Genomic DNA, 20,741 nt, shown 5'->3' with positions numbered 1-20,741 from the left:
GCGGCACCGCGGGCGCGGCTTGCCGGATGGTGACACCTTAAGGCTGGGGATGGCTGCCGGCGCCCCCCACCACTGGTGGCGATAGGTGCCGTCAGGTGTGAAGCAATTCATTGATCGCAAGCCGACGGGCGAGCCCATATGGTCTGGCGAGATGAAATTCCCCCCACTTCGAGTGGTCCGTTTATGGGCCGGCGCGACGACCCTATAAGGGATGGCGAAATCGCTTCCGCCGTTGTGACGTGTGACATGACTGCAATCCGCAGCATGGCACTGCATCACGGTCTCCACCCCGCCGGTCTGCTCGACTTGTGGGTCTTGGCGCCCCGGAATGGGTTCCGGGGCGCATTTTTCTTTTTCTGCGTCAGTTCGCGGACAGCTCCCTGCCAAGTTCGTCTGCAGCGGCACTCAGCCCATTCAGAATTCGTTCGGGCACCCTGGTAGGAAAGCCGGGCGGAATATTGTTCCTGACTGTTTCGATGACCTGCGGCGTCAGCGCTACGACTTCCTCGATGAGCTTCGCAGCCGGCCGGCCGTCTTCGGTCGTGATGCCGTACTTTGCCGCGAGTTCTACCCAGTGCCGCAGATGGATATCCACCATTTTCCAATGCGCGTTCCTGGACCGAACGGCCATCGCCATCGATACCTTGTATGGCGACATCTGCGATGGGCCATCGCCAAGGTTCGGATATGCCGACAGAATGTCGTAGAACGGCGTCAGCTCGACTTTGCCGCCAGGGCGGATAAATACGCTGAAGTTCTTGGCGTGGCCATCCGGAGCCCGAAGCATCCAGAAGAGGAGCTGAGCGAGAAAGACTAACCTGCGGTCTCGTGCGGGCTGCAGCGAACTGCCGAGCACTTCCATGATGGCGTGGATGCCTGGACCGTGTTCATTTTCGTACTTCAGGTGCGGCGGCGTACCCGTGGCTTGGCACATGTCTTCCTGCGGCAGGCGCAGTAGCCACGGGTTGTCGTCTTGCGCATGACGACCCACCCAACGGCGGTCAAAGCGTTCCACGGACAGCACCTGCATGTCTTCGAACATCAACGGCTCGCAGGCCGCGATCGGGAGCCCGTAAGCGCCGAAGATTTGCGCACAGAGCCATTCATTCTCTATGGAGTCACGCCAGTCCATCTTCATGTGGCCGATGATGCCAATCGGCAACTTGAGGATGTGCGTGGTGGGCGTAGCCATGTGAGGCATGCACCACTGGTCGGTGGCGACATGTCGCAACAGGGCAGTCTTCTCCTGTGCGCCTGCGATGGAGATGCGGAAATCGTCCGGCACCTGGTCCTGGGGGGCGCCGCCAATTTTCGGAGGCGCCACGGTTCCCCTCAAGATGTCGGCAATCTCTGCCTCAGCAAGAGGTGTCGCGTGGATGGTCTCGATATCATCCGGCGCCATGCCGTCCGGGAGGATCTGGAGAGCGCCGACGCAATCTCTGCCGACTTCGGCGAGCATTGTGAAGGCGTCGGTCGTGGCAAGCTTGTACCGGCGGGCAACCCGCTCGCGAATATCCTTGCTATCGGGAAGCAGGTTTTCGAAGTAGGCTTGCACTGCTCCGCCGCGGTGGGGCGCGTTGCCTGGCAGAAATCCGAGAGACCTTGAAATAGGCCGCCCTTCATCCGAACTTACCCACTCATCGGCATAGTGCAACTGGTCGCCGCCATGGGGACTGACGCTCCAGGTTCCGATGAATGTTCCGTTCATCCATAGCCCGAGTCTTTGATGGCGAGGGCGCCCGTGTCCTTCCTTTGCCATCACCAGTTCTTATCGGTCGAAATCTTGCCCTTTGGCGGGGAAAGGGCTCTGCGCGGCGCATAGGGCTCTGTCTTTTTGCGACCATCTTCCTTGTGGAGGACCATGTCAACGCCAAGAACGCTCAGCAGTTGCAGGAGCCGGTCGGCGCTGACCTTGTCAGCGTTGCGCTCCAGGGCGGAGATGGTTTGCTGGGTGACGCCCAGCCGCACGGCGACTTCCGATTGCTTCAGGCCCGCCTCTTTGCGGAACGCCTGCAGCAGATCGGTAAGGTCTGCAGGTGACCGGACGGTGAAGTCGCTCATACAAAGCATAGTTTGTTTTATCGATGAACAAATCGTAGTTTGTTTTCTCGACAAACACAAGATAGTTTGTATTCCGTACAGCCCATAGTTTGTTTTTTCGAAAAACAAACCTGCATTTGTATCGGCGAAACAGCGGCCAGGTGATGTCTCCGGCTGTCACGCCAGCGCCCCCTTACGTCAATCCCGCGCGGCCGGTCTCAGCAAGTATCCGAGGGTTGGCCGGGAAAGCAAAACAATCCGCCACATCTCTGCTAAGCCGCTGATTTGAATGGGAAATCGATCGTTGGGTCGAGCGCGACATCCCATTGAACGTTGTAGAGGATGACCATGTTGGGGACCAACTGGTTGTACTTGATCACCTTGCGCTGCTCGTGGCACAGGTTCTCGGCGATGGTCCCGTCCCTGCCGAACATCAGCCATTGCGCGAAGTCGTTGAACTGCTCGCTTTTGTTCGTCGCGGCATGAATCGTGCGGCGTGACTCCGGGTCATTCAGGTACTTCAGCAAGAACAGCGTGCGGACGAGTACGATGACCAGACCGCTTCGACCTAGCTGGTCCGCTCGGACAAGCATTGCGACGGTTCGCTCACGGGTCGATTTTCGACGTTGTCAATGACGTCCACCTGCCGTTTCTCAATGAATGCGTCGACTGCGTCTACGTTGTCAGTCAAGTTGGCATTGAAGCCAATGACGAGGTCGGCAGCCTCACTTGCCCGAGTTGAGTCCGACGGGAATCCATTGAAGGTCTTTCCCAACAATAACTGTCCCGCCGAAGCCTTCCTTTGCCCTTGCCCAGCGCCGCTCCGAACTATCGGCCGGCGCCAGGTGCGACAGGACCAGTACCTTCACCTTGGCAGCCTGCGCGACTGCGCCAACGTCTTCCACTGCGGTATGGGAATGCACCAGATGGTGCGCCTTGGCCTCCTGCGCCGCATTGCGCGGCTTCGGGTACAAGGCGTCGACCCACGCGGTGTCGATTACCTCGTGCACCAGCACGTCCGCACCCTGGGCCAGCCGGATCAGGTTGCGGCTGGGACTGGTGTCGCCGGAGAAGACGACCGACCCGTCCGCGGTATCAAAGCGGAAGGCAAATGACGGGTACACCGGCGGATGACTGACCAGTGTCGCGGTGACCTTGACGTTCTCGTCCTGGTAGACCGGGAACGGTGCCATCTCCGGTGCCGGGTCCGCGTTGGGGTCGATGCCGGCCTGCGCCGGAATGGCGATGTCCTGCACCTCGACCCGCGTATGCGGGTTGGGCTTGCGGCTATCGAGAATGTTGTCGTTGATGTCGGTGGCAAACGCCCGGTACATCGCCTCGGTCATGGCGACGGTGCCGGGGGTCGGGCTTTCCGGTGAGACGATCGCCGAGACACCGGACGTGCTGCCGCTGACAGGCGGAAGCTTGCCGCGAGCGCCAGGCCCGAACACACGCACGGGCATCTTGCGCTCACTCAGCCCATCCGATGCGCCGAACAACACCAGCGACGGATAGTCCACCACGTGGTCCGCGTGCAGATGCGTGATGAAGGCTGCCCGCAGCGACTCCAGGCCACGCGCGGGCGGTGGCGCGCCCAGCCCTGCCTGGAAGTAGCGCCGGAGCCAGCCCGCGCCGAAGTCCACCAGGTAAACCTGGCCATTCACCACCACGGCCGACGAGATGCCCGCAGCCTGCACGCCGCGCCAGGAAGTCCTGCCGCCAGAGGTACCCAGCAGGACAAGGTGGGCGCCCGCTTTGGCGCCGGCCGGTGCGATGGCTTGCTGCGCGATTGCGGCAGGTGAAAAGACGCCGATCGCTGCACACGCAGCGAGCAGCGCCGCAGATGACGCCTGGCGCCAGGAGACACGCATTCCGTTTCGGTTCATTGTCAGCACGTCCTTGTTGGTCAGTTACTCGGGCTTGACGCCCGCCTCTTGGATCACCCGCTCCCATCGCACCTTCTCAGCTTGGACAAACCGTGCGCTCGGCTCGCGGCCTTGCGCCATCGGGTAGGTGCCAAGGTCCTTCAGCCGTTCAATGAAGGCGGGCTGCGCCAGGCTGCGGCTGACCGCAGCGTTGACCTCGTCGAGCACCGCGGCGGGCGTGCCTTTGGGCGCAAACAGCGCGAACCAGCCCTTGACGACCAGGCCGGGCGCCACATCCTTGGCCAGCGGGATGCCGTCCAGTCCGGGCAGCGCGGTGTCCGAGGTCACCGCCAGCGCCTTGAGCCGGCCGCTGCGCACCAGGGGCACCAGCGGTGCGATGCCGTCCACATAGACCGGCACATCACCCTTCACTACAGACTGAATCGCCTGCGTGGTGCCGCTGAAGCTGATCTGGCGGAACTTTGTCTTCTGCAACTGGCCCATCATCTCGGCGGTCAGGTGCGGCACCGAGCCGCGGGTCGGGCTGCCGATGGCGATGCCGTCGGGACTTGCCTTGCCGGCCTTGAGGACATCAGCAAGGCTCTGGTAGCCGGCCTTGGGATCGGCGACGAACATCATGGGCGTGTAGGCCAGCGTGGCGGCAACTTCCGTGTCGCGCTGGATATCGAACTTCGCCTCCTTGTACATCATCGGCGTGATGACGGCGGCGGCGGCATGGAACAGGCCCAGCGTATAGCCATCGGGCGCCGATTGCCGCAGCGCGCCCATGGCGACAATGCCGTTGCCGCCGGGCTTGTTCTCGACGATGACTTGCTGCTTCCAGGCTGCGGTCAGGCGCTCGGCCACCTGCCGCGCAATGATGTCGGGCGCGCTGCCCGCGATCGATGGCACCACGATGCGCACCATCTTGTCCGGATACGCAGCAGCGTTGGCGCAAGCCGCGGCAGTCAGCCCGGCCAGAAGAAGTAGCCCGAGGCAGGCGCGACGTTTCATGTTGTCTCCCGTACGTAGTGCATGGCCTGCCGGGGGGCGGCGTGACGATGCATATTTGATATAGAACCAATTAATTGTAAATTAATTGCCTTGGTATCAAATAAGGGCTTACCACTACGGGATAATGCCGGACACCGGGCGGGTCACGCGCGCGTCATGCGCGCACCGCGGGACCCGTCGGAACGATATGGAGAGTGTCCTCAGGCGGCCTCGCTGCGCGGCTTGCGCGCGGGCTGGCGCTTGTCCTGCTTCCACGCCGCGATGCCATCCAGCGTGATGCGCAGACCCTCTTCAAAAGCGGTATCGGAAGACAGTCTGGAAAAGGCCTTGCTGACAAAGCGCGCGCCGGGATACTGGAGCTCAGATGCGGAATCCAGTTTCTTTTCGATAAAGCTCTGGTGATAGGCCGGAAGCTGGCGCGACGCTTCCGCCATGCTAGCGGACACGAGATACTGCGCAATCAAGTGGTAGCCCAGCGCCACTTGCCCTGCGGTGAAGCCGCCCTGCATGATCGCGGACGTCATGCGATTGAAGAACTCCATGCCGTAGTCGGTCTCGCCCGGCTCCACGTCCTGGAACAGGCGGAACCGATTATGTGACGCGACATAGATGCTGACGCCGGGGTTCTCCACCGCCACTTCGAAGCTCAGCCGGGCGATGCCTTCCACATCCGCACGCCAGTCGCCGGTCAGCGACGGCAGGCGCCCGACGCGCTGGCGGTAGTAGTCGTTGAGCACGCCGGAGACGAGCTGGTCGCGGCCGCCCAGGTAATAGTGGATCAACCCGGGCGCGACGCCGAAATCCTTGGCCAGCTGCACCATGGAGATCTGGTCCAGCGGCACGCTCTTGGTCAGCCTGATCGCGTGCTGGAGGATGGCCACGCGGCTGAGCATGGGCTCGGCACCGATCGGCGAATCGGTCTTGGGCGGCCGGCCACGGCGTCGTGGCGCACTCGGCGCAGTGGGCGACGCGGGCGTCTTGCTGGCGGCGGCTGGGGATTTGCGGGCGGCAGGCATCTTGGGTTGAGCGTTCGAAGGCATGGCCGCAAGGAAATTGCGGCCATGGGAATTCTACTCCGCCGCGCCCGCGTTCGGAAAATCAGGCCCCGGCCGGCTCTGGCAGGCTGGCGGCGCTGGCGCCATGGCGCCGGTAGCGGCCCAGCGACAACGTCAGTGCGCCGGCCAGCAACAACATGCACGGCAACACCAGCAGCGGCACCCAATAGCTCCCGTAGCGGTCGAACCACACGCCCAGCCCCACCGGCCCGATTACCGCGCCAAAGCCGTAGCCCGAGAACGCAATGCCGAACAGCGTTCCGAACGAGCGCAACCCGAAGTACGACCGGACCAGGAAGGAAATCAGGTCGCCTTCCGCGCCGATGGTCAGGCCGATCAGCATGGTGGCCACCAGCAGCACCTGGTAGTCGTTGGTCACGCCAAGCAAATAGATCCCCACCGCGCCGCCAACGAAGAACACGCAGGCGACGAACGGCGCATGGATGCGGTCGATCAGCACGCCAGTCAAGATCCGGCCGATCAATAGGCCGATACCAACCATCGAGGCACTGCGCGCAGCGTCGGCGGGGCTGAATCCCTTGTCCGCGAACATCGCCGGCAGGTGCGGACCGAGCGAGAGCGTGGCCGACGACCCCAGCACGAACACGGCCCAGATCGCCCACAGGCGGTAGCTGCGCACGGCCTGCCTGAGCGGAATACCGTCCGTAGCGAGCGCCTGCGTCCTGGTCCGGGCCGCACCGGTCCTGCCTCGCTCGCGTAGCAGCGCACAGGCCAGCAGCGACAGCACGATCGATCCGATACCCAGCGCCACATAAGCAGTGCGCCAGCCGTAGCCAGTCACCAGATATTGCGCGGTGGCCGGCATCAGCACCGTGCCCGCACCCAGACCGCACATGGCGATGCCAAGCGCCAGCCCCAGGCGGCGGTCGAACCATTGCGGCAGCACGGCGAGATAGCCAAGCACGGAGGTCGCCGCGCCAAACACGCCGACCACCACCGACAGGCTGACCCACAGCGCCTTGCTGCCGTTCTGCAGCGCCATGCACGCTGTGGCCAGCCCGAACACTAGCGCCGAGACGGCAATTACCCGGCGGATGCCGAAGCGGTCCATCATGGTCCCGACCAGCGGGCTGACGATCGCCAGCCCGAACATCGAGGCGGCATAGGACAGCGATGCCTCCGAGCGCCCCCAGCCGAACTCCGAGGCCAGCGGCTGCACGAACACGCCCGCGGTGGCATTGAACAGCGGGGCATAGCCCGCCAGCATGCCCAGCGCCGCGCCAAAAATGACGGCGGCATAGGTCCATCTGCCGGTGGGCGGCACCGGTTGCAGGGCTTGTTGCATAAGTTGTCTCCGTTCCAGGATACAAGCCGCCTCTGCGGGCGGCGGTCATGTCGCCAGCGTTGCGCTCAGGCCAGTCCGGCCTGGCTGCCGAGCAGCGCGCCGGCATTGGGCGCCTCGGCGCGGATGCCGAGGCGGCGCATCATCTGGCGCGCGGTGCAGACCGCGGTCGAGGTCACGGGGATGCCCAGGGCCAGCTGCGCAGGCTCGATCGCCGGCAGCGACGGCATCTGCACGCAGGCCGACAGCACCACCACGTCCACGCCGGCGGTATCCAGCCGCTTGATGTCTTCCAGCAACTGCATCGGGTCGCGTGCGCCGACGTCGAGGTTGTCGAGGATCGAGAAGTTGATGGCGTCCTTGACCGCAATGCCTTCGCTTTCGATGTACTCGATCACGGTCTGCGTCAGCGCGTCGCTGTACGGCGCAAGCAGCGCGATGCGCTTTGCGCCGAAGTCCTTTAGCTCCTCCACCAGTGCGCCGGCCGAGGTCATGATCGCCGGCTGGTAAGGCACCCCCTCGATGGCCGCGTTCAAGTCTTCGATCACCTGGCGGTGGTAGCCCTTGCCCATGCACATGGTGGCCACCAGGCACGCCGTGCTCATGAGGTCGACACGCGCATCGGCCAGTTCCTGTGCGCAGCGGCCCATGTCGCGGTTCATTTTTTCCAGCTCCTCCGCCACCACCCGGTGCATGCGCACGCGGCTGGAGTGGAAGGAAAAGCGTTCAGGCAGCACCTGCATGCGGCCGGCGAAGATGGCCGGCACCTCGCGCTCCATGGTGATGTTGGAGCTGGGAACGATCTGTCCAATTCTGTATGGCATGATGATTTGCGGGATAAGCCGCGCTACGCGGCGGGTCGCAGGAAGGCCGACAGCGCCGTGCGCAGCGACTCCGGGATGGGGGTGCCAACGCGCTCGCCCAGCCGCACGCAGATAGGAGAAAACTTGGCGTCGAACACCGCCGAGCCGTCCTGGCGCCGGGCCATGCAGCGGATGTCGTAGGAGCGCGTGCGGATGGCCTCCACCCAGCACTCGATGTCGATCACGTCATCCGGCCATAGTGTGCCGATGAACTCGAAGCGCATGGCCTTGCATGGCGTGCCCACGCCGTGCAAGGCGCCAAGACGGCCGGCGCCGCCCGCAATATGATCCGAGAACAGGCCGACCGCGCCGAGCAGGTAGTCGGTGAAACGGCCCGTGTAGACCACGCCGGCCGGGTCGCAGTCGCCCCAGCGCACCGTGCGCCGCACCACGAAGGGTTCGTCGCTCAGCACATACTCGGTCGCGCGGATCATGGCTGCTGCCCCGCCGGCAGCGGCACGCCCGCGGCCGTCAGCTCGGCCAGCAGGTTCGGATACTGCTCCTTGAGCCGGTTCAGGTCGACGCGGCCGGTGCGGGTCATGAAGCGGAACACGAACTCATGCGGCGTGGGCAGCTCCATCCATTCGCGGATGCGCTCGTACCAGTGGTAAGACGCCTCCGAGGCGCGGATCAGCTTTGCCTTCTCGGGGCGGCGCACGGCGTCGTAGCGGCGCAGCGCTGCCTGCACATCGTCCGGGAAGGTAACGATGGCGTCCGCCAACGCAATCGCATCCTCCATGGCGATGCGCGTGCCGGAGCCGATCGAGAAGTGCGCGCTGGTCAGCGCATCGCCGATCAGCACCTGGTTGCCGACATGCCATGTGTCATTGACGATCACCGGGAACTGGCGCCACACCGAGTTGTTGGACACCAGCCGGTAGCCGCCCAGCTCGGCGGCGAAGACCTGCTCGAACAGCGCCTGGCGCTGCGCCTGTGTCATCGCTTCCATGCCGAAGTCGATCCAGGTCTGGTGGTCGCACTCGGCAACGAAGGTGCTCATCGAGTCCGAGTACGGGTAGTAGTGCGCAACGAAGTACCCGCCCTCGTGCTTGCGAAATACCAGCGCCGGGTTCGGGAATGCCTTCTCCACCCCATACCAGGCGAAATGGTTGGTCAGGCTGTGGCGCCGGGTGCCGAAGCCGGCTTCATTGGCGCCGCGCAGCAAGGAGTTGACCCCGTCCGCCCCTACCACCAGGTCGGCCTCGATGGCCGAGAAGTCGCTGATGCGCTGGTTGTAGGTGACACGTACTCCCAGCTCGCGCGCACGCGCCTGCAGAATCTGCAGCAGGCGGATGCGCGGGATGGCGCCCCCGCCCGCGCCGGGCCGCTTCATCGTGATCGGGAATTCGTGGCTGACGATGGAGTGGCGGTCGCTGAAGCGCATCGCCCTGGCGAGCTCGTCAACCACCGTCGGCGACGCACCGCGCAGGCTGGACAGGCCGGTATCGGCCAGCACCACGCCGAAGCCGAAGGTGGCGTCTTCCGGGTTCTGCTCATGGATGTCGATGTCGACATCGGCCAGCCGCTCCTTGAGCAGGATCGACAGGAACAGGCCCGACGGCCCGCCCCCGATGATGGCGATCTTCATTTTGCGCCCCCCGGAGAAATAACCAGTGCGTCCATGTCGAACTGCTCGATGCGTCCGGCCAGGCCGCCGGTAAGCGCGCCATACCAGACCGCCGGCTTGAAGCCCAGCGCCTTGCGCGCGAAGCTGATGCCCGGGTTGCCGTCGATGCGCACGTAGCCGTTGCCCAGCGCGGTGGTGGTGTAGCCCTCGGTCTTGCCAGCCACGTCGATCAGCGCGCCGAACTCAGGCACGTCCAGCACGAACACCGATGCCTTGCCGGCCTGCGCGCCGGTGCCGATCGAGGCGGCCTTGCGCTGCCACACCGGTTCAATCGAGCCGAACGGCGCGCCGTCCGTCGACTCGTTCTCCAGCGCGACGGCGGCGTCGATGGTCAGCTTCGCGTCAAGTGCGTCAGCTTCGCTGAACGGGCGCACCTGCCACGTGATCTCGATCGGGTAGCCGTTGGGGTCGTTGAAATAGATCGACTCGATCACCTCATGGCGGATCTGGTAGCGCAGCGGGATACCCACCGCCTCCACGCGCTGGCGCCACTGCAGCAACTCGGCCTCGTCGCGCACGCGCCAGGCGGTATGGGTGGCGCGGTCCTGGTAGTGCTCGCGCACGGTCAGCCAGTCAGGCCGCTCGGTGCCGATGTAGTAGAAGAAGGCGATGGTGCTGCCGTTGCCGCTGTCGAAAAAGAAGTGCAGGAAATCGGCATGGTTGTCCGGGCCCCAGCCTTTGGCCGAGATCGCATGCACCAGCGGCAGGCCCAGTAGGTCGCGGTAGAAATGCACGGTTTCGGCAAGCTTCCAGGTCGGTCGCGCGGTGTGGTGGACACCATGCAGCTGCACGCACGGCGCTGCGCCGGGGTTCGTCGCTTCGGTCATATCACTTCCCTTCGGTGGTGGTGCTGCGAGCCGCTTCGGTCTCTAGCAGCTGGATGATCTGCTGGCGCAGCAGCGCCTTGCTGAGCTTGCCGGAAGCGGTCAGCGGGAATTCGCTGATGACTTCCAGCCGCTCCGGCCATTTGAATTTCGCCAGGCCGGCTTCCTGCAGGTATTCGGTGAGCTGCGGCAAGGCCAGGCCGGTGGCGGGTGGCTTGGGCACGATGAAGGCGCACACGCGCTCGCCGTAGACCCGGTCGGGCATGCCCACGACGGCAGAGGCCAGCACCGCGGGATGCAGGTTGATGACGTTCTCGAGCTCTTCGGCGTTGATCTTCTCGCCGCCGCGATCGACCACGTCCTTGATGCGCCCGCAGAAGAAGTAGTAGCGCTTGCCGTCGACCACGCGCGACGACATCAGGTCGCCGGAGCGATAGAAGCCATCGGCGGTGAAGCGCGTGACGTCTTCCTGCTCGGACTTGTAGTAGCCGCGGATCGTGTAGGGGCCGCGGAACAGCGCTTCGCCCGCCTCGCCCTCGGCAACCGGCTCTTCCGTGCCCGGATGGACGATCTTCACTTCATCCCAGGGCGAAACCGGCCTGCCGATCGAGGTGTCGCGGATTTCCTTCGGGTCGTCGCGGCGGGCGAACATGATCACCCCTTCGGTCATCCCGAAGATGTGGTGCGTCGGCGATCCGGTCAGCCGGGTCAGGCCGGCCGCGTTCTTGGGCGCAATGAAGTTGCGGCGGGCGCGCTCGGCGGCATCGGCCTTGGCCAGCTCCGGCGCAATACGCATGAGGATTGGGCCGGCCACGCCGTACCAGGTCGGGCGATAGTCACGCACCAGCCGTTGCAGGTTCTCTTCGCCGATATCTGGCGTCACGGTCACGGTGGCGCCGCCCAGCAGGAACGGCCCGAAGAAGCAGCCCATGTTCAGGTTGTGCATGTACGGCGTGGGGAAGAACAGCACGTCGTCCTGCGTGTAGCCGTTGCATTCCGCGACCGCGCGCATGTTGTACAGGTATTCGTTCTGGAAGCGCGGGATGATCTTGGGTACACCAGTGGTGCCGCCGGAGAGCTGGAACACCGCCGCCTGGAAGGGATCCAGGCTGACCTCGGCCAGCAGCGCGCGCGCCTGCGCCAGCGGCATGTCGCGGATCAGGTCCGCCAGCAGCACCGCGTTGCCGCGCCGCTCGCCGCGCGCCTGCAGGATGTACGCAAGGCTTGGCACTTCGGCCTGCATCTCCTGGGCAAACGCCACATCGTCGAACTTGGGGTCGTCGCCCTGCACGAAATGCAGCCGCGCCTCGCACAGGTTGCCCAGGTAGCCGATCTCCAGCTTGCGGAAGGCCTGCAGCGAGCACAGCGGAATGACGCCGGCCTTCAGGCAGGCGAAGAAGGTCAGCAACAGTTCATTGCAGTTGCCGCACTGGAACACCGCGCGGTCCAGCGGCTTCAAGCCCAGCGCCAGCAGCGCCGCGCCCAGGCGGTCGGTCTGCTCGTCGAGCTCGCGATAGGTCAGCTCGCCTTCCGGGCCGGCCAGCGCCAGGCGCTCGGCATGGCGGCGGAACGACGCCTGGAACGCGCCGGCCAGTGTCTCGCCGGTCAGCACGCCTTCGGCGACATACTGGCGCAGGCGGTCTTCATCGGGATATCGGACGCCCGCCAGCAACTGCGGGGGGCGCACGGTGTGGTTTTGCAACATGTCTGTCTACCCTTGTCTGTCATGGAGCAGCGCGCGGCAATGTCGGGGGACGGCGGCCTGCTCTGTTGCTTCGTTTTCGGCGCGCCTACACCATGGTTGCGCGCAGCCATTCGACGATGTGGCGGCCGGCGATGCGCTGGCCGGGCTCTTCGTCCCGGCTCAGGGCCATGCCGTGGTGATTGCCGCGCACGCGGATATGCTGTTTCCGTTCACTGGGGATCTGGCGGTAGATCGCCTCGATATCCGCCGGGAACGTGCATTGGTCGCCGGTGTACTCCAGCAGCAGCGTCGGCTGGTGCAGCGCGCCGAGGGTCTTGTCCAGCGCCGCGTTGGACGACAGCCCAGACCACGTCGACAGCCACGATTCCGGCGTCACCACGCGCCCGAAGCCCACGCTGCCCCAGTTCGACACGAACGGGTCCTTGCCCCACAGCGAACCGGTCTTGCGGTCAGAAGGATCGAGCGAGATATCCCACGAGCGCAGGTCCGCATCGGTGCGCCAGACCTGGAAGATCGGCGCATGGGCGGCAATGCGCCGGTCCTCATCGGAGCCTGTATCCGCCTTGATACGCTGCCGCGCCTCATGCTTTGCCTTGAGCATCTGCTTTGCCCGCGCATCGATGCGGGCCACGCGTTCGACCTGCGCCGCGCGGTAGCGCTCGATGAACGCCGGCGCGTACTGGCTGCGGCCGCTGGCGGCATCGAAGCCATTGGCCGCGCAGAACGGGTCCAGCGACGCGTCGGTCTGCATGGGATCGTCCTCGTCGGTCACGGAAGGATCGACGCCGCTCATCAGCAGCTTGCCCTGGCCGGGATGCGGTGAAACCAGGATCATGCCGTCTACCTCCGGCATCTGCGTTTCAGCAAGGTTGGTCGGGCGGCCGCCCGGGGTCCGCGCGATCCGCTGCTCGGGCGGCGTCAGTGCCTGCTGGTTGTAGAAGGTATAGAGCCCCGCGCCGCCGGAATTGCCCAGCAATACGATACGCTCGTAGCCCAGCTCGCGCAGGTGCGTCATGCCGGCGGCCACGTCGAGCAGCGCAAGCTCATGCTCCAGGCGCAGGTCGTTGCCGATCGAACGCGGGCCCTGCACCCAGCAGGCGCAGCCGGCATCCAGCACGAACGGCACCAGGTAGTGCGTGATCGCCATCTCGCGCGGATGCATCAGCGAGACCACGGTCTTTTCCTTGCCGGTCACCGTGAACAGGAAGCCAAGCGTGCGCTGCCCGTCTGCCGTGCCGAGTGCATAAGGCACCATCTGGTAAGGGTGAGACATCAAGCGTGCATCCCATGATGCACCCCGCATCCCTGCCGTTACCTGCCCCTTGTCTTGATCTGTCACGATGCCTCCTGTGGTAAATGCCACCGTCTCAATAATGTAGGTTTTATTTGATATAGTGTCAAATAATGGTAAACCTTGCCTCGCCCCGGTGCCGCCGGAAAAGAAGGGGCACGCGCCGCCCGGCGCGTGCCACCAAAGTACGGCTACACCGCACAGAAGATGATGAGGGGTTCCTGGTTCAGAAGCTGTGGCGCATGCCGATCACGGCGCCGATCTGGTTTGCACCGGGCAGCACCGATCCGTCATACCCGTTCGCGCCAAGCGCCGACCCACCCTTGTTCTTGGTATACGACGCCGTCACGTACGCGTCGGTACGCTTGGACAACCGGTAGTCGGCCGACAGCACGAACGAAATCGGGTCCTTGGCCGAAGTTCGGTCGTTGGTCTTGTACACCGCCCCGGTCAGCGCCAGGTTGGGCGAGATATTCCAGTTCGCGCCGGTCCAGATCAGGTCGGTACGCGACATCGACGCGAGCAACTGGCTCACCAGCCGCCGGTAGCCCAGGTACGCCGTTACCGGCCCGATATTCAGCGCTGCCGCACCGACATAGCGGCGCTCGGTCAGCCCCGCCTTGGCCGCCGAATTGCCATTGAGCTGGTCATAGACGCCGCCAACGCGGAACTTGCCCGCCTGGTAGCTGAAGCCCGCGCTCATGTCGCGGCCGACACGGCTGTTGCCCGGCACTTCCGAGCCATTGGCGACGGTAGAATCGACCCCGAAGCTGTACAGTCCGGCCACCGTCAGGCCGCCGAACTTGCCCGTGTACTTGGCCGCATTGTCGACCCGCCCCGCCAGCCACGGGTCATGGCTGAAGGACGAGTACTTGGGCGCGAAATACATCGGATCGAATGTGATGATCAGGTCGAACATCAGGTTGTGATGCCGGCCCATGGTGAACTGGCCAAAGCTGCTGCTGTCCAGCCCGACATAGGCCTTGCGCCCGAAGATCCGCCCGCCCTGCGACGCCATGCCGGAGTCCAGCACCATGCCGCCTTCCAGCACGAACACGCCCTTCAGCCCGCCGCCCAGGTCCTCCACGCCACGCACGCCCCAGCGGCTGCCGGCGATATTGCCCGAGGTCATGCGGAACAGGTTCTCGCCTTGCCTGGCTGCATTGGGGACGTGGTTCAGGTACTCGATGCCAGCGTCGGCCACGCCGTACAGCGTGACCGACGATTGCGCATGGGCGTGCGTAGCCGCCGCGAGCATGGCGCCCGCGATGGACAGGATTCTCTTCATGGCTCCTCCGGTGTTGGGAATGGCGCCGCCGGAGCAGTCTCGACGTCTCCCGGGGGCGTGCGGCCTCTTGATTTGCAGCCGCGTCCGCCCTGTTGGCCAGGGAAAGATCCGCCTCTACCGATTTATTTGAGACCGCGCCAATAATGTATTTATATTTGACACGATATCAAATAATGGATTTCCCCAAGACCGTTGCAGAGCCTGCTGGCAGGGCTTGCGGTAGAGACGGCCCACCCTGCAACTCAGCATCCGTTCACGAAGTTCAATCCCTCAACGCCCATTTTCCCAATCAAATCCCCCCGGCTTACCTCCCACGAAGGCCGCAATGGCATCCGCATGGAACACCGATGCAGACGCCACCCCCTGCGCCTGGCTTTCGAGCTCAAGCATCGTTTCGTACGGCGTCTCGAACGATCGATTCAGCAGCCGCTTGGTCAGCGCAATCGCCGCGGGCGGAGCCGGCACCAGCCGCGCGGCAAACTTCCGCGCTTCGTCCACCAGGGAGTCGGCCGGATGGATCGCATGCACCATGCCGACCGCTTTGGCCTCGGCCGCCGACAGTCGCCGCGCCGTGAACATCAGTTCCTTGGCCAGAGAGAGCCCCACCACGCGCGGGAGTTCATACAGCGCGCCCATGTCAGGCACCAGGCCTATCTTCACGAACGACATCGAGAAGAACGCGCGGTCGGAGGCGAGCACAAAGTTGGCCACCAGCGCCAGCGAGAAGCCCGCTCCCGCGGCAGGTCCATCCACCGCTGCGATGACGGGAATCTCCAGGCCGCGCAGGCGCCGCAACCATTGATGCGAGGTGCGCACGCGCCGGCACATCAGTTCCGGGCCGCTGGTGTCGGGACCGGCTTCCTCCTGCATGCGCTTGACGGACTTCAGGTCTCCGCCGGCACAGAAGCTGCCGCCCGACCCCGTGATGATCAGGACCCGCACGCTTCGGTCGGCTTCGACCTCGTCGAGCATATCGAAATAGTCCGCACGCAACTCGTTCGAGAATGCGTTGCGGCTGGCCGGCTGCTGGTGGGTCAGCTCCGCAACGCCATTCGCAATGCGAAGCATTGAGTGGCGAAGCTGGATGTCGCGGTCTTCCATGGTGGCTCCTTCGTGGATTTGAAAGTCATCCCGGCCGGCGCGCATCGGCGCCGGCCGGGATTCAGGAAGTGCGGTCCGCTCAGCGGCCGCACCATCGTGGCTTGCGCTTCTCGGCAAACGCGGCCAGGCCTTCGCGGCGATCCGCGGACTGGAGCACGCGCGCGGCGATCGGCGCCTGCAGGCGCCACGCCTCCTGGTCGGTCCAGTCGGCGCTGCGGCTGACCACCTCCTTGCTGGCGGCGAGCGCGAGCGGTGCGTTGGCCAGCAGCCCTTCGGCCAGAGAAACAGCCTCCTGCAAGGCGGCGCCGGGTTCCACCAGGCGATTCAACAACCCGTGCTGATGGAAGAACGACGCGTCCCGGATCTCTCCGCTCAGCACCAGCTCCATCGCCACGTGATACGGAATGCGCCGCGGCAGACGGAACAGGCCGCCACCGAGGGCGATCACGCTGTGGCGCACTTCCGGCAGTCCCATGCGGGCCGACCGCGAAGCCACGATCAGGTCGCACGCCAGGCAGATCTCCAGACCACCGCCGACGGCATAGCCTTCCACCGCCGCGATCAGCGGCTTGCGCGGCGGCCGCCCGAACAGGCCGAACAGGCCCCTGTCGCAGGTGCTCAGGCGCTCGCCGCGCGCTGCCGCCTTCAGGTCGCCTCCGGTGCAGAAGTTGCCACCGCTGCCGGTCAGGATGCCGATGAACAGGCTGTCATCGTCATCCAGCAGATCCATGGCCGCATTCATTTGCGCAGCCATGGCGGCGTCGACGGCGTTCTTCGCTTCCGGCCGGTTCAGCGTGACGATCAGCAGCGGTCCGCGTCGCGCGACGACGATGTTCTGGGCGCTGTCGGTCATGCTCGCCTCACAGGCCGAACGAGAAGCCGCCATTGACCGCGTAGGTCTGGCCGGTGATCCACGAGCTGGCGTCCGAAGCGAGGAACAGGACCATATTGGCCACGTCGTCGGGCCGGCCAGGACGGCGGATCACGTACTTCTCCATCATCTTCTTCAGGCGCTCCGGATCGGCCGACAGGGCCTTCTCGGTGAACGGCGTGGCTGTGGCCGAAATCGCCACGCAGTTGGCCGTGATCTGGTGGCGGCCCAGCGTGCGCGCGATGCCGCGCATGAAGCCCGCCGCGCCGGCCTTCGCGCCGGAATAGATCTCCATGCCCGGTTCGCCTACACGGCCCGCGTCCGAGATGATCGTGATGATGCGGCCGCCCTTGCGTTCGATCATGTGGGCAATGCAGGCGCTGGAGCAGTGGATCACACCGTAGAAGTTGACCTCGACGGCGCTGTTCCATACCTCGCGGCCGTGCTCCCAGAACGGCTTGCGGATGTCCGCCGACGGCGCCGCGCCGTTGTTGCCGGCATTGTTCACGAGGACGTCGACCGGGCCCGCGAGTTCGATCGCCTTGTCGATCATGCGTTTGACGCTGTGCGGATCCGACACGTCGGCCTGCACCGCGAATGCCTTGCCGCCGCCATCGCGGATCGACGCGGCCACCACTTCGGCGCGCTCGAGGTGGAAGTCATTGACGATCACCGTCGCGTCATGCCCGGCGAAATGGCGCGCGATCTGTTCGCCCACGCCTTGTCCGGCACCGGTCACCAGTGCGACCTTGCCGGAGAGATTCAGAATGTCGTTCATGGCTGTTGTCTCCTTGTTCAATAGCCCTTGAATTGCGGCTCGCGCTTCTCGACGAACGCGCGCAAACCTTCCTGGATGTCCCACGAGCGCTTGTGGTCGCGCAGCTCGAGCACTTCGTGGCGCAGCGCGTCGGCCAAAGACTTGTCGGCGCTTTCGCTGGCCACGCGCTTCATGCGGGCCAGCACCAGCGGGCTCTTCCTGGCCAGCTTCTCGCCGAGCGCCTGCGCGCGCGCAAGCAGTTCCGCCGCGGGCAGCACTTCGTTGACGAGGCCAACCATGCGCATATCGGCCGCGCTGAGCGAATCGCCCGTGAACAGCAGGTAGTTCGCGACGTTGGCCGGTACCTTGCGCGGCAGGATCGCCGCGCCGCCGCCGCCCGGGAACACGCCGAAGTTGGAATGCGCGTCGCCAAGGCGGGCGGTGTCGGCGGCGAGCACGATGTCGCAGGACAGCACCAGCTCCATGCCGCCGGCCAGCGCCAGGCCATTGACGACGGCCATCACGGGCTTCGGGAAGGTGCGCAGCGTGGTGAAGAATTCGACGATGTTGTCGAGCGAGTCACGTTCGCCGGGCTCGGTCGTCGACTTCGCGCCTTTCAGGTCGGCGCCGGTGCAAAACGCACGCTCGCCAGTGCCGGTGAACGCCAGCACGCGCACGGCCGGGTCGTCGCGCCAGGCCTTCAGTTGCGCGGTCATGCCCTCGACCATCGCGGGCGTCATGCTGTTGAGCGCCTGCGGCCGGTCAAGGGTGATCCACGCGACCGAGCCGACCACGGTAGGTATGAAACTCATCTCTTGTCTCCGTTGTGTCTGCGATCAGGTGTGAAGGATGGTGGCCACGGCCGCCGCGCCGTCCTGGCCTACGGAACCGCCGGCATTCTCGGCAAGCGCCACCCTGGCGCCCTCGCGCTGGCGCGGACCGCTCTGGCCGCGCAGTTGTTGCGTAAGCTCGACGATCTGTGCGGCGCCCGTCGCAGCGATCGGGTGGCCCTTGCTCAGCAAGCCGCCACTGGGGTTGACCGAGACCTTCCCGTTCAGGCCGGTGGCGCCGCTGCGCAGCAGTGCCGGACCCTGACCCGCCGGGCACAGGCCCAGCGTCTCGTAGTACATCAGCTCGGCGGGCGCGGAGGCGTCATGCAGCTCGACCACATGTACGTCGGTCGGCGACACACCGGCCTGCTCATAGGCTGCCTTGGTCGCGCGGATGGCGCTGTGCTCCATCTGGCCTTCGGGATCGCCCGACAGCAGCACCGAGGCACCCGCGTCACCGAGTGCCGCCGTGATCGCCGACTGTGCCAGCTCACGAACGGACTTGTCAGGGAACTTCCCGAATGGCGTCATGCCGACGCCGATGATTGCGCACTGGTTGCTCATACCTGTCTCTCCCTTCCTTTCCAATATGGCTCTCTGAGTTCCCGCTTCAGCAGCTTGCCCATCGGGTTGCGCGGCAGCTCCTGCATGAACCGGATGCGGCGCGGCCGCTTGTAAGAGGCCAGCAGCGGCACGCAATGCGCGAGCAGGGTCGCTTCATCGGTCTGCTGGCCGGGCTTGAGTTCGCAGAACGCCAGCACCTGTTCGCCGAACTCGTCGTCCGGAATGCCGATGACCGCGGCGTCGAGCACCGCCGGGTGCTTCTGGAGCGCCGCTTCGATTTCGGCGGGGAAGATGTTCACGCCGCCGGAGATGATCATGTCCTTGGCCCGGTCGGTGATGAACACGTAGCCGTCTTCGTCCATGAAGCCGACGTCGCCGGTCCTGAAGAAGCCGGCGGCGTCGAGCGTGTCGGGGCCGAGCGGCGGCGCGTTCAGGTAGCTGCGGATCGCCACGGGCGTCCTCACCCACAACTCGCCCTGCTGCCCCACCGGCAGGCTATTGCCCTGCGCATCGCGCACTTCGAGTTGCACGTGCGGAAGCAGGTGGCCGCACGAACCGGGCTTCTTGCGTTGCATCGACGGCGGCAACGTGGTGACCAGGCCGCATTCGCTCGCGCCGTAGACCTCATGGAGGACGTCGTCGCCGAAATAGTCCAGGATCCAGGTCTTCAGCTCCAGCGGCACCGGCGCCGTGCCGATGCGGATCTGGCCCATGGACGACACGTCGGCGGCGGACAGCACCTCGGCCGGCAGCGCGGCAATGCGCTTGAACATGGTCGGTACGGCCGTCCAGTGGCTGATGCGGTGCCGCGCGATCAACTCCAGCGCTTCCTCGGGGTTGAAGCGGCGCTGCAGTACCACCTTGTTGCCCTGGCGCACCGACGTCCAGAACTGGGCCGGGCCGGCCGCATGGTGGAACGGCATGTTGATCAGCGTCGCGTCGCGGCCAGAGAAACGCACGTAGCCGTCGCGCCCTTCCAGGAACTCGCGCATCGTCTTCTCGTCCGCGCCGGCGCTCTGGTTCATGACGATGCCCTTGGGCGTGCCCGTCGTCCCCGAGGTGTAGATGATCAGGCGCGGATCGGCCTTGGCGCAGTGCTTGTCCGGGCATCCCTTGAGCAGGTCGGCGTAGGAGATGAAGCCGTCCGCGGGCGTGTCGATCGACACGGCGAGCCTGACCGGAGGTTTCACCAGGGGCGACAGCGGCGCCGGATCGGCATCGTCGCAGACCAGGATCGTCGCGCGGCTGTCTTCGATCACATGCCGGCCTTCCGCCGGCGTCAACCGGTAGTTCAGCCCGAGCATCGAGCAGCCCAGCTTGGCGATGGCCCCGGCGATCACCGCCCACTCGGTGCGCGGGCGCGTGCGCACGACGACGATGTCGCTCGCGACGAGGCCGCGTGCCCGCAATGCGTTCGCCACGCGATTGGCAAGGTCGTCGAGCTCGGCCCAGGTCAGGCTGTGCTCGCCTTCCACGATGGCCACGTCGTCCGGCCTCTCGATCGCCCAACGCTCGATGCCCCTCGGGCTCGTCTGGTTCATGTCTCCTCCTGTGGCTGATGAGTTGCAAAGGCCTTTCGCCAACGGCGTCACCGGCCATGCTGGAATGCCATTCTACTTATTTGCTTGTTGATAGCAAGTATGCTGGAGAAGGAAACTCGACCTGCGCGCGGGCTTATCGGCGAAAAGCGCCTGATGAGGAAGACGGAAGCAGGTCGAGCGCCGTCAATGCGGCGTGGGCGCG

18 protein-coding genes and 2 pseudogenes are annotated in these 20,741 nt (G+C 65.1%); all 20 read right to left on the bottom strand.

Annotation, left to right across the window (positions count from 1 at the left end):
- Positions 1 to 361: 361 nt before the first annotated feature.
- Positions 362 to 1,708, bottom strand: a complete 1,347-nt coding sequence (locus ACIP1U_RS20870) for a type II toxin-antitoxin system HipA family toxin (RefSeq protein ID WP_400318724.1) — start codon at positions 1,706 to 1,708, stop codon at positions 362 to 364.
- A 50-nt stretch (positions 1,709 to 1,758) separates the two neighbouring features.
- Positions 1,759 to 2,061 (bottom strand): helix-turn-helix domain-containing protein, encoded by a 303-nt coding sequence (locus tag ACIP1U_RS20865; protein WP_400318721.1) that lies wholly within the window; start codon positions 2,059 to 2,061, stop codon positions 1,759 to 1,761.
- A gap of 302 nt (positions 2,062 to 2,363) precedes the next feature.
- A pseudogene (locus ACIP1U_RS20860) lies at positions 2,364 to 2,585 on the bottom strand (Tn3 family transposase); the annotation flags it as partial.
- A gap of 180 nt (positions 2,586 to 2,765) precedes the next feature.
- Positions 2,766 to 3,926 (bottom strand): MBL fold metallo-hydrolase, encoded by a 1,161-nt coding sequence (locus ACIP1U_RS20855; RefSeq protein ID WP_400318719.1) that lies wholly within the window; start codon positions 3,924 to 3,926, stop codon positions 2,766 to 2,768.
- A 24-nt stretch (positions 3,927 to 3,950) separates the two neighbouring features.
- Positions 3,951 to 4,919, bottom strand: a complete 969-nt coding sequence (locus ACIP1U_RS20850) for a Bug family tripartite tricarboxylate transporter substrate binding protein (RefSeq protein ID WP_400318716.1) — start codon at positions 4,917 to 4,919, stop codon at positions 3,951 to 3,953.
- A gap of 200 nt (positions 4,920 to 5,119) precedes the next feature.
- Entirely contained in the window at positions 5,120 to 5,935 is an 816-nt protein-coding gene (locus ACIP1U_RS20845) for a TetR/AcrR family transcriptional regulator (protein ID WP_400318713.1), read from the bottom strand.
- Positions 5,936 to 6,017: 82 nt separating this feature from the next.
- Entirely contained in the window at positions 6,018 to 7,280 is a 1,263-nt protein-coding gene (locus ACIP1U_RS20840; protein ID WP_400318711.1) for an MFS transporter, read from the bottom strand.
- Between the two features lie 65 nt (positions 7,281 to 7,345).
- Positions 7,346 to 8,101 (bottom strand): Asp/Glu racemase, encoded by a 756-nt coding sequence (locus ACIP1U_RS20835; protein WP_400318709.1) that lies wholly within the window; start codon positions 8,099 to 8,101, stop codon positions 7,346 to 7,348.
- A 23-nt stretch (positions 8,102 to 8,124) separates the two neighbouring features.
- On the bottom strand, positions 8,125 to 8,574 hold the full coding sequence (locus ACIP1U_RS20830) for an acyl-CoA thioesterase (protein ID WP_400318707.1): 450 nt from the start codon (positions 8,572 to 8,574) through the stop codon (positions 8,125 to 8,127).
- Positions 8,571 to 9,728 (bottom strand): FAD-dependent monooxygenase, encoded by a 1,158-nt coding sequence (locus ACIP1U_RS20825; RefSeq protein ID WP_400318704.1) that lies wholly within the window; start codon positions 9,726 to 9,728, stop codon positions 8,571 to 8,573. Before ACIP1U_RS20825 ends, ACIP1U_RS20830 begins: the two co-directional genes overlap by 4 nt.
- Positions 9,725 to 10,594: a VOC family protein gene (locus ACIP1U_RS20820; RefSeq protein ID WP_400318701.1), complete on the bottom strand. Its 870-nt coding sequence runs from the start codon at positions 10,592 to 10,594 to the stop codon at positions 9,725 to 9,727. Before ACIP1U_RS20820 ends, ACIP1U_RS20825 begins: the two co-directional genes overlap by 4 nt.
- 1 nt (position 10,595) lies before the next feature.
- Positions 10,596 to 12,296, bottom strand: coding sequence for an AMP-binding protein (locus ACIP1U_RS20815; RefSeq protein ID WP_400318698.1), 1,701 nt, complete (start codon positions 12,294 to 12,296; stop codon positions 10,596 to 10,598).
- Between the two features lie 85 nt (positions 12,297 to 12,381).
- Complete coding sequence (locus tag ACIP1U_RS20810) at positions 12,382 to 13,569, bottom strand: alpha/beta hydrolase (RefSeq protein ID WP_400318695.1); 1,188 nt, start codon at positions 13,567 to 13,569, stop codon at positions 12,382 to 12,384.
- Between the two features lie 244 nt (positions 13,570 to 13,813).
- Positions 13,814 to 14,875 (bottom strand): porin, encoded by a 1,062-nt coding sequence (locus ACIP1U_RS20805; RefSeq protein ID WP_400318692.1) that lies wholly within the window; start codon positions 14,873 to 14,875, stop codon positions 13,814 to 13,816.
- Positions 14,876 to 15,145: 270 nt separating this feature from the next.
- Positions 15,146 to 15,976, bottom strand: coding sequence for an enoyl-CoA hydratase/isomerase family protein (locus tag ACIP1U_RS20800; protein ID WP_400318689.1), 831 nt, complete (start codon positions 15,974 to 15,976; stop codon positions 15,146 to 15,148).
- A 79-nt stretch (positions 15,977 to 16,055) separates the two neighbouring features.
- The gene (locus ACIP1U_RS20795; protein WP_400318686.1) at positions 16,056 to 16,829 is read right to left on the bottom strand and encodes a crotonase/enoyl-CoA hydratase family protein; all 774 of its coding nucleotides are present in this window, start codon (positions 16,827 to 16,829) and stop codon (positions 16,056 to 16,058) included.
- 7 nt (positions 16,830 to 16,836) lie between these two features.
- Positions 16,837 to 17,625, bottom strand: a complete 789-nt coding sequence (locus ACIP1U_RS20790; RefSeq protein ID WP_400318683.1) for an SDR family NAD(P)-dependent oxidoreductase — start codon at positions 17,623 to 17,625, stop codon at positions 16,837 to 16,839.
- 17 nt (positions 17,626 to 17,642) lie between these two features.
- Complete coding sequence (locus ACIP1U_RS20785; protein WP_400318680.1) at positions 17,643 to 18,416, bottom strand: enoyl-CoA hydratase/isomerase family protein; 774 nt, start codon at positions 18,414 to 18,416, stop codon at positions 17,643 to 17,645.
- A gap of 24 nt (positions 18,417 to 18,440) precedes the next feature.
- A pseudogene (locus ACIP1U_RS20780) lies at positions 18,441 to 18,881 on the bottom strand (thiolase C-terminal domain-containing protein); the annotation flags it as partial.
- Between the two features lie 113 nt (positions 18,882 to 18,994).
- Complete coding sequence (locus ACIP1U_RS20775; RefSeq protein ID WP_400318677.1) at positions 18,995 to 20,539, bottom strand: class I adenylate-forming enzyme family protein; 1,545 nt, start codon at positions 20,537 to 20,539, stop codon at positions 18,995 to 18,997.
- Between the last annotated feature and the right edge of the window lie 202 nt (positions 20,540 to 20,741).

The organism is Cupriavidus sp. NPDC089707 (assembly GCF_044748965.1).
GTDB lineage: Bacteria > Pseudomonadota > Gammaproteobacteria > Burkholderiales > Burkholderiaceae > Cupriavidus.
Note: the sequence above shows the minus strand (reverse complement) of the source record. Positions and strands in the feature narration are given on the sequence as shown.

Excerpts from the sequence above, each read along its gene's own strand:
- ACIP1U_RS20870 (WP_400318724.1), bottom strand. The coding sequence starts at position 1,708 with ATGAACGGAACATTCATCGGAACCTGGAGCGTCAGTCCCCATGGCGGC.
- ACIP1U_RS20865 (WP_400318721.1), bottom strand. The coding sequence starts at position 2,061 with ATGAGCGACTTCACCGTCCGGTCACCTGCAGACCTTACCGATCTGCTG.
- ACIP1U_RS20855 (WP_400318719.1), bottom strand. The coding sequence starts at position 3,926 with ATGAACCGAAACGGAATGCGTGTCTCCTGGCGCCAGGCGTCATCTGCG.
- ACIP1U_RS20850 (WP_400318716.1), bottom strand. The coding sequence starts at position 4,919 with ATGAAACGTCGCGCCTGCCTCGGGCTACTTCTTCTGGCCGGGCTGACT.
- ACIP1U_RS20845 (WP_400318713.1), bottom strand. The coding sequence starts at position 5,935 with ATGCCTGCCGCCCGCAAATCCCCAGCCGCCGCCAGCAAGACGCCCGCG.
- ACIP1U_RS20840 (WP_400318711.1), bottom strand. The coding sequence starts at position 7,280 with ATGCAACAAGCCCTGCAACCGGTGCCGCCCACCGGCAGATGGACCTAT.
- ACIP1U_RS20835 (WP_400318709.1), bottom strand. The coding sequence starts at position 8,101 with ATGCCATACAGAATTGGACAGATCGTTCCCAGCTCCAACATCACCATG.
- ACIP1U_RS20830 (WP_400318707.1), bottom strand. The coding sequence starts at position 8,574 with ATGATCCGCGCGACCGAGTATGTGCTGAGCGACGAACCCTTCGTGGTG.
- ACIP1U_RS20825 (WP_400318704.1), bottom strand. The coding sequence starts at position 9,728 with ATGAAGATCGCCATCATCGGGGGCGGGCCGTCGGGCCTGTTCCTGTCG.
- ACIP1U_RS20820 (WP_400318701.1), bottom strand. The coding sequence starts at position 10,594 with ATGACCGAAGCGACGAACCCCGGCGCAGCGCCGTGCGTGCAGCTGCAT.
- ACIP1U_RS20815 (WP_400318698.1), bottom strand. The coding sequence starts at position 12,296 with ATGTTGCAAAACCACACCGTGCGCCCCCCGCAGTTGCTGGCGGGCGTC.
- ACIP1U_RS20810 (WP_400318695.1), bottom strand. The coding sequence starts at position 13,569 with ATGTCTCACCCTTACCAGATGGTGCCTTATGCACTCGGCACGGCAGAC.
- ACIP1U_RS20805 (WP_400318692.1), bottom strand. The coding sequence starts at position 14,875 with ATGAAGAGAATCCTGTCCATCGCGGGCGCCATGCTCGCGGCGGCTACG.
- ACIP1U_RS20800 (WP_400318689.1), bottom strand. The coding sequence starts at position 15,976 with ATGGAAGACCGCGACATCCAGCTTCGCCACTCAATGCTTCGCATTGCG.
- ACIP1U_RS20795 (WP_400318686.1), bottom strand. The coding sequence starts at position 16,829 with ATGACCGACAGCGCCCAGAACATCGTCGTCGCGCGACGCGGACCGCTG.
- ACIP1U_RS20790 (WP_400318683.1), bottom strand. The coding sequence starts at position 17,625 with ATGAACGACATTCTGAATCTCTCCGGCAAGGTCGCACTGGTGACCGGT.
- ACIP1U_RS20785 (WP_400318680.1), bottom strand. The coding sequence starts at position 18,416 with ATGAGTTTCATACCTACCGTGGTCGGCTCGGTCGCGTGGATCACCCTT.
- ACIP1U_RS20775 (WP_400318677.1), bottom strand. The coding sequence starts at position 20,539 with ATGAACCAGACGAGCCCGAGGGGCATCGAGCGTTGGGCGATCGAGAGG.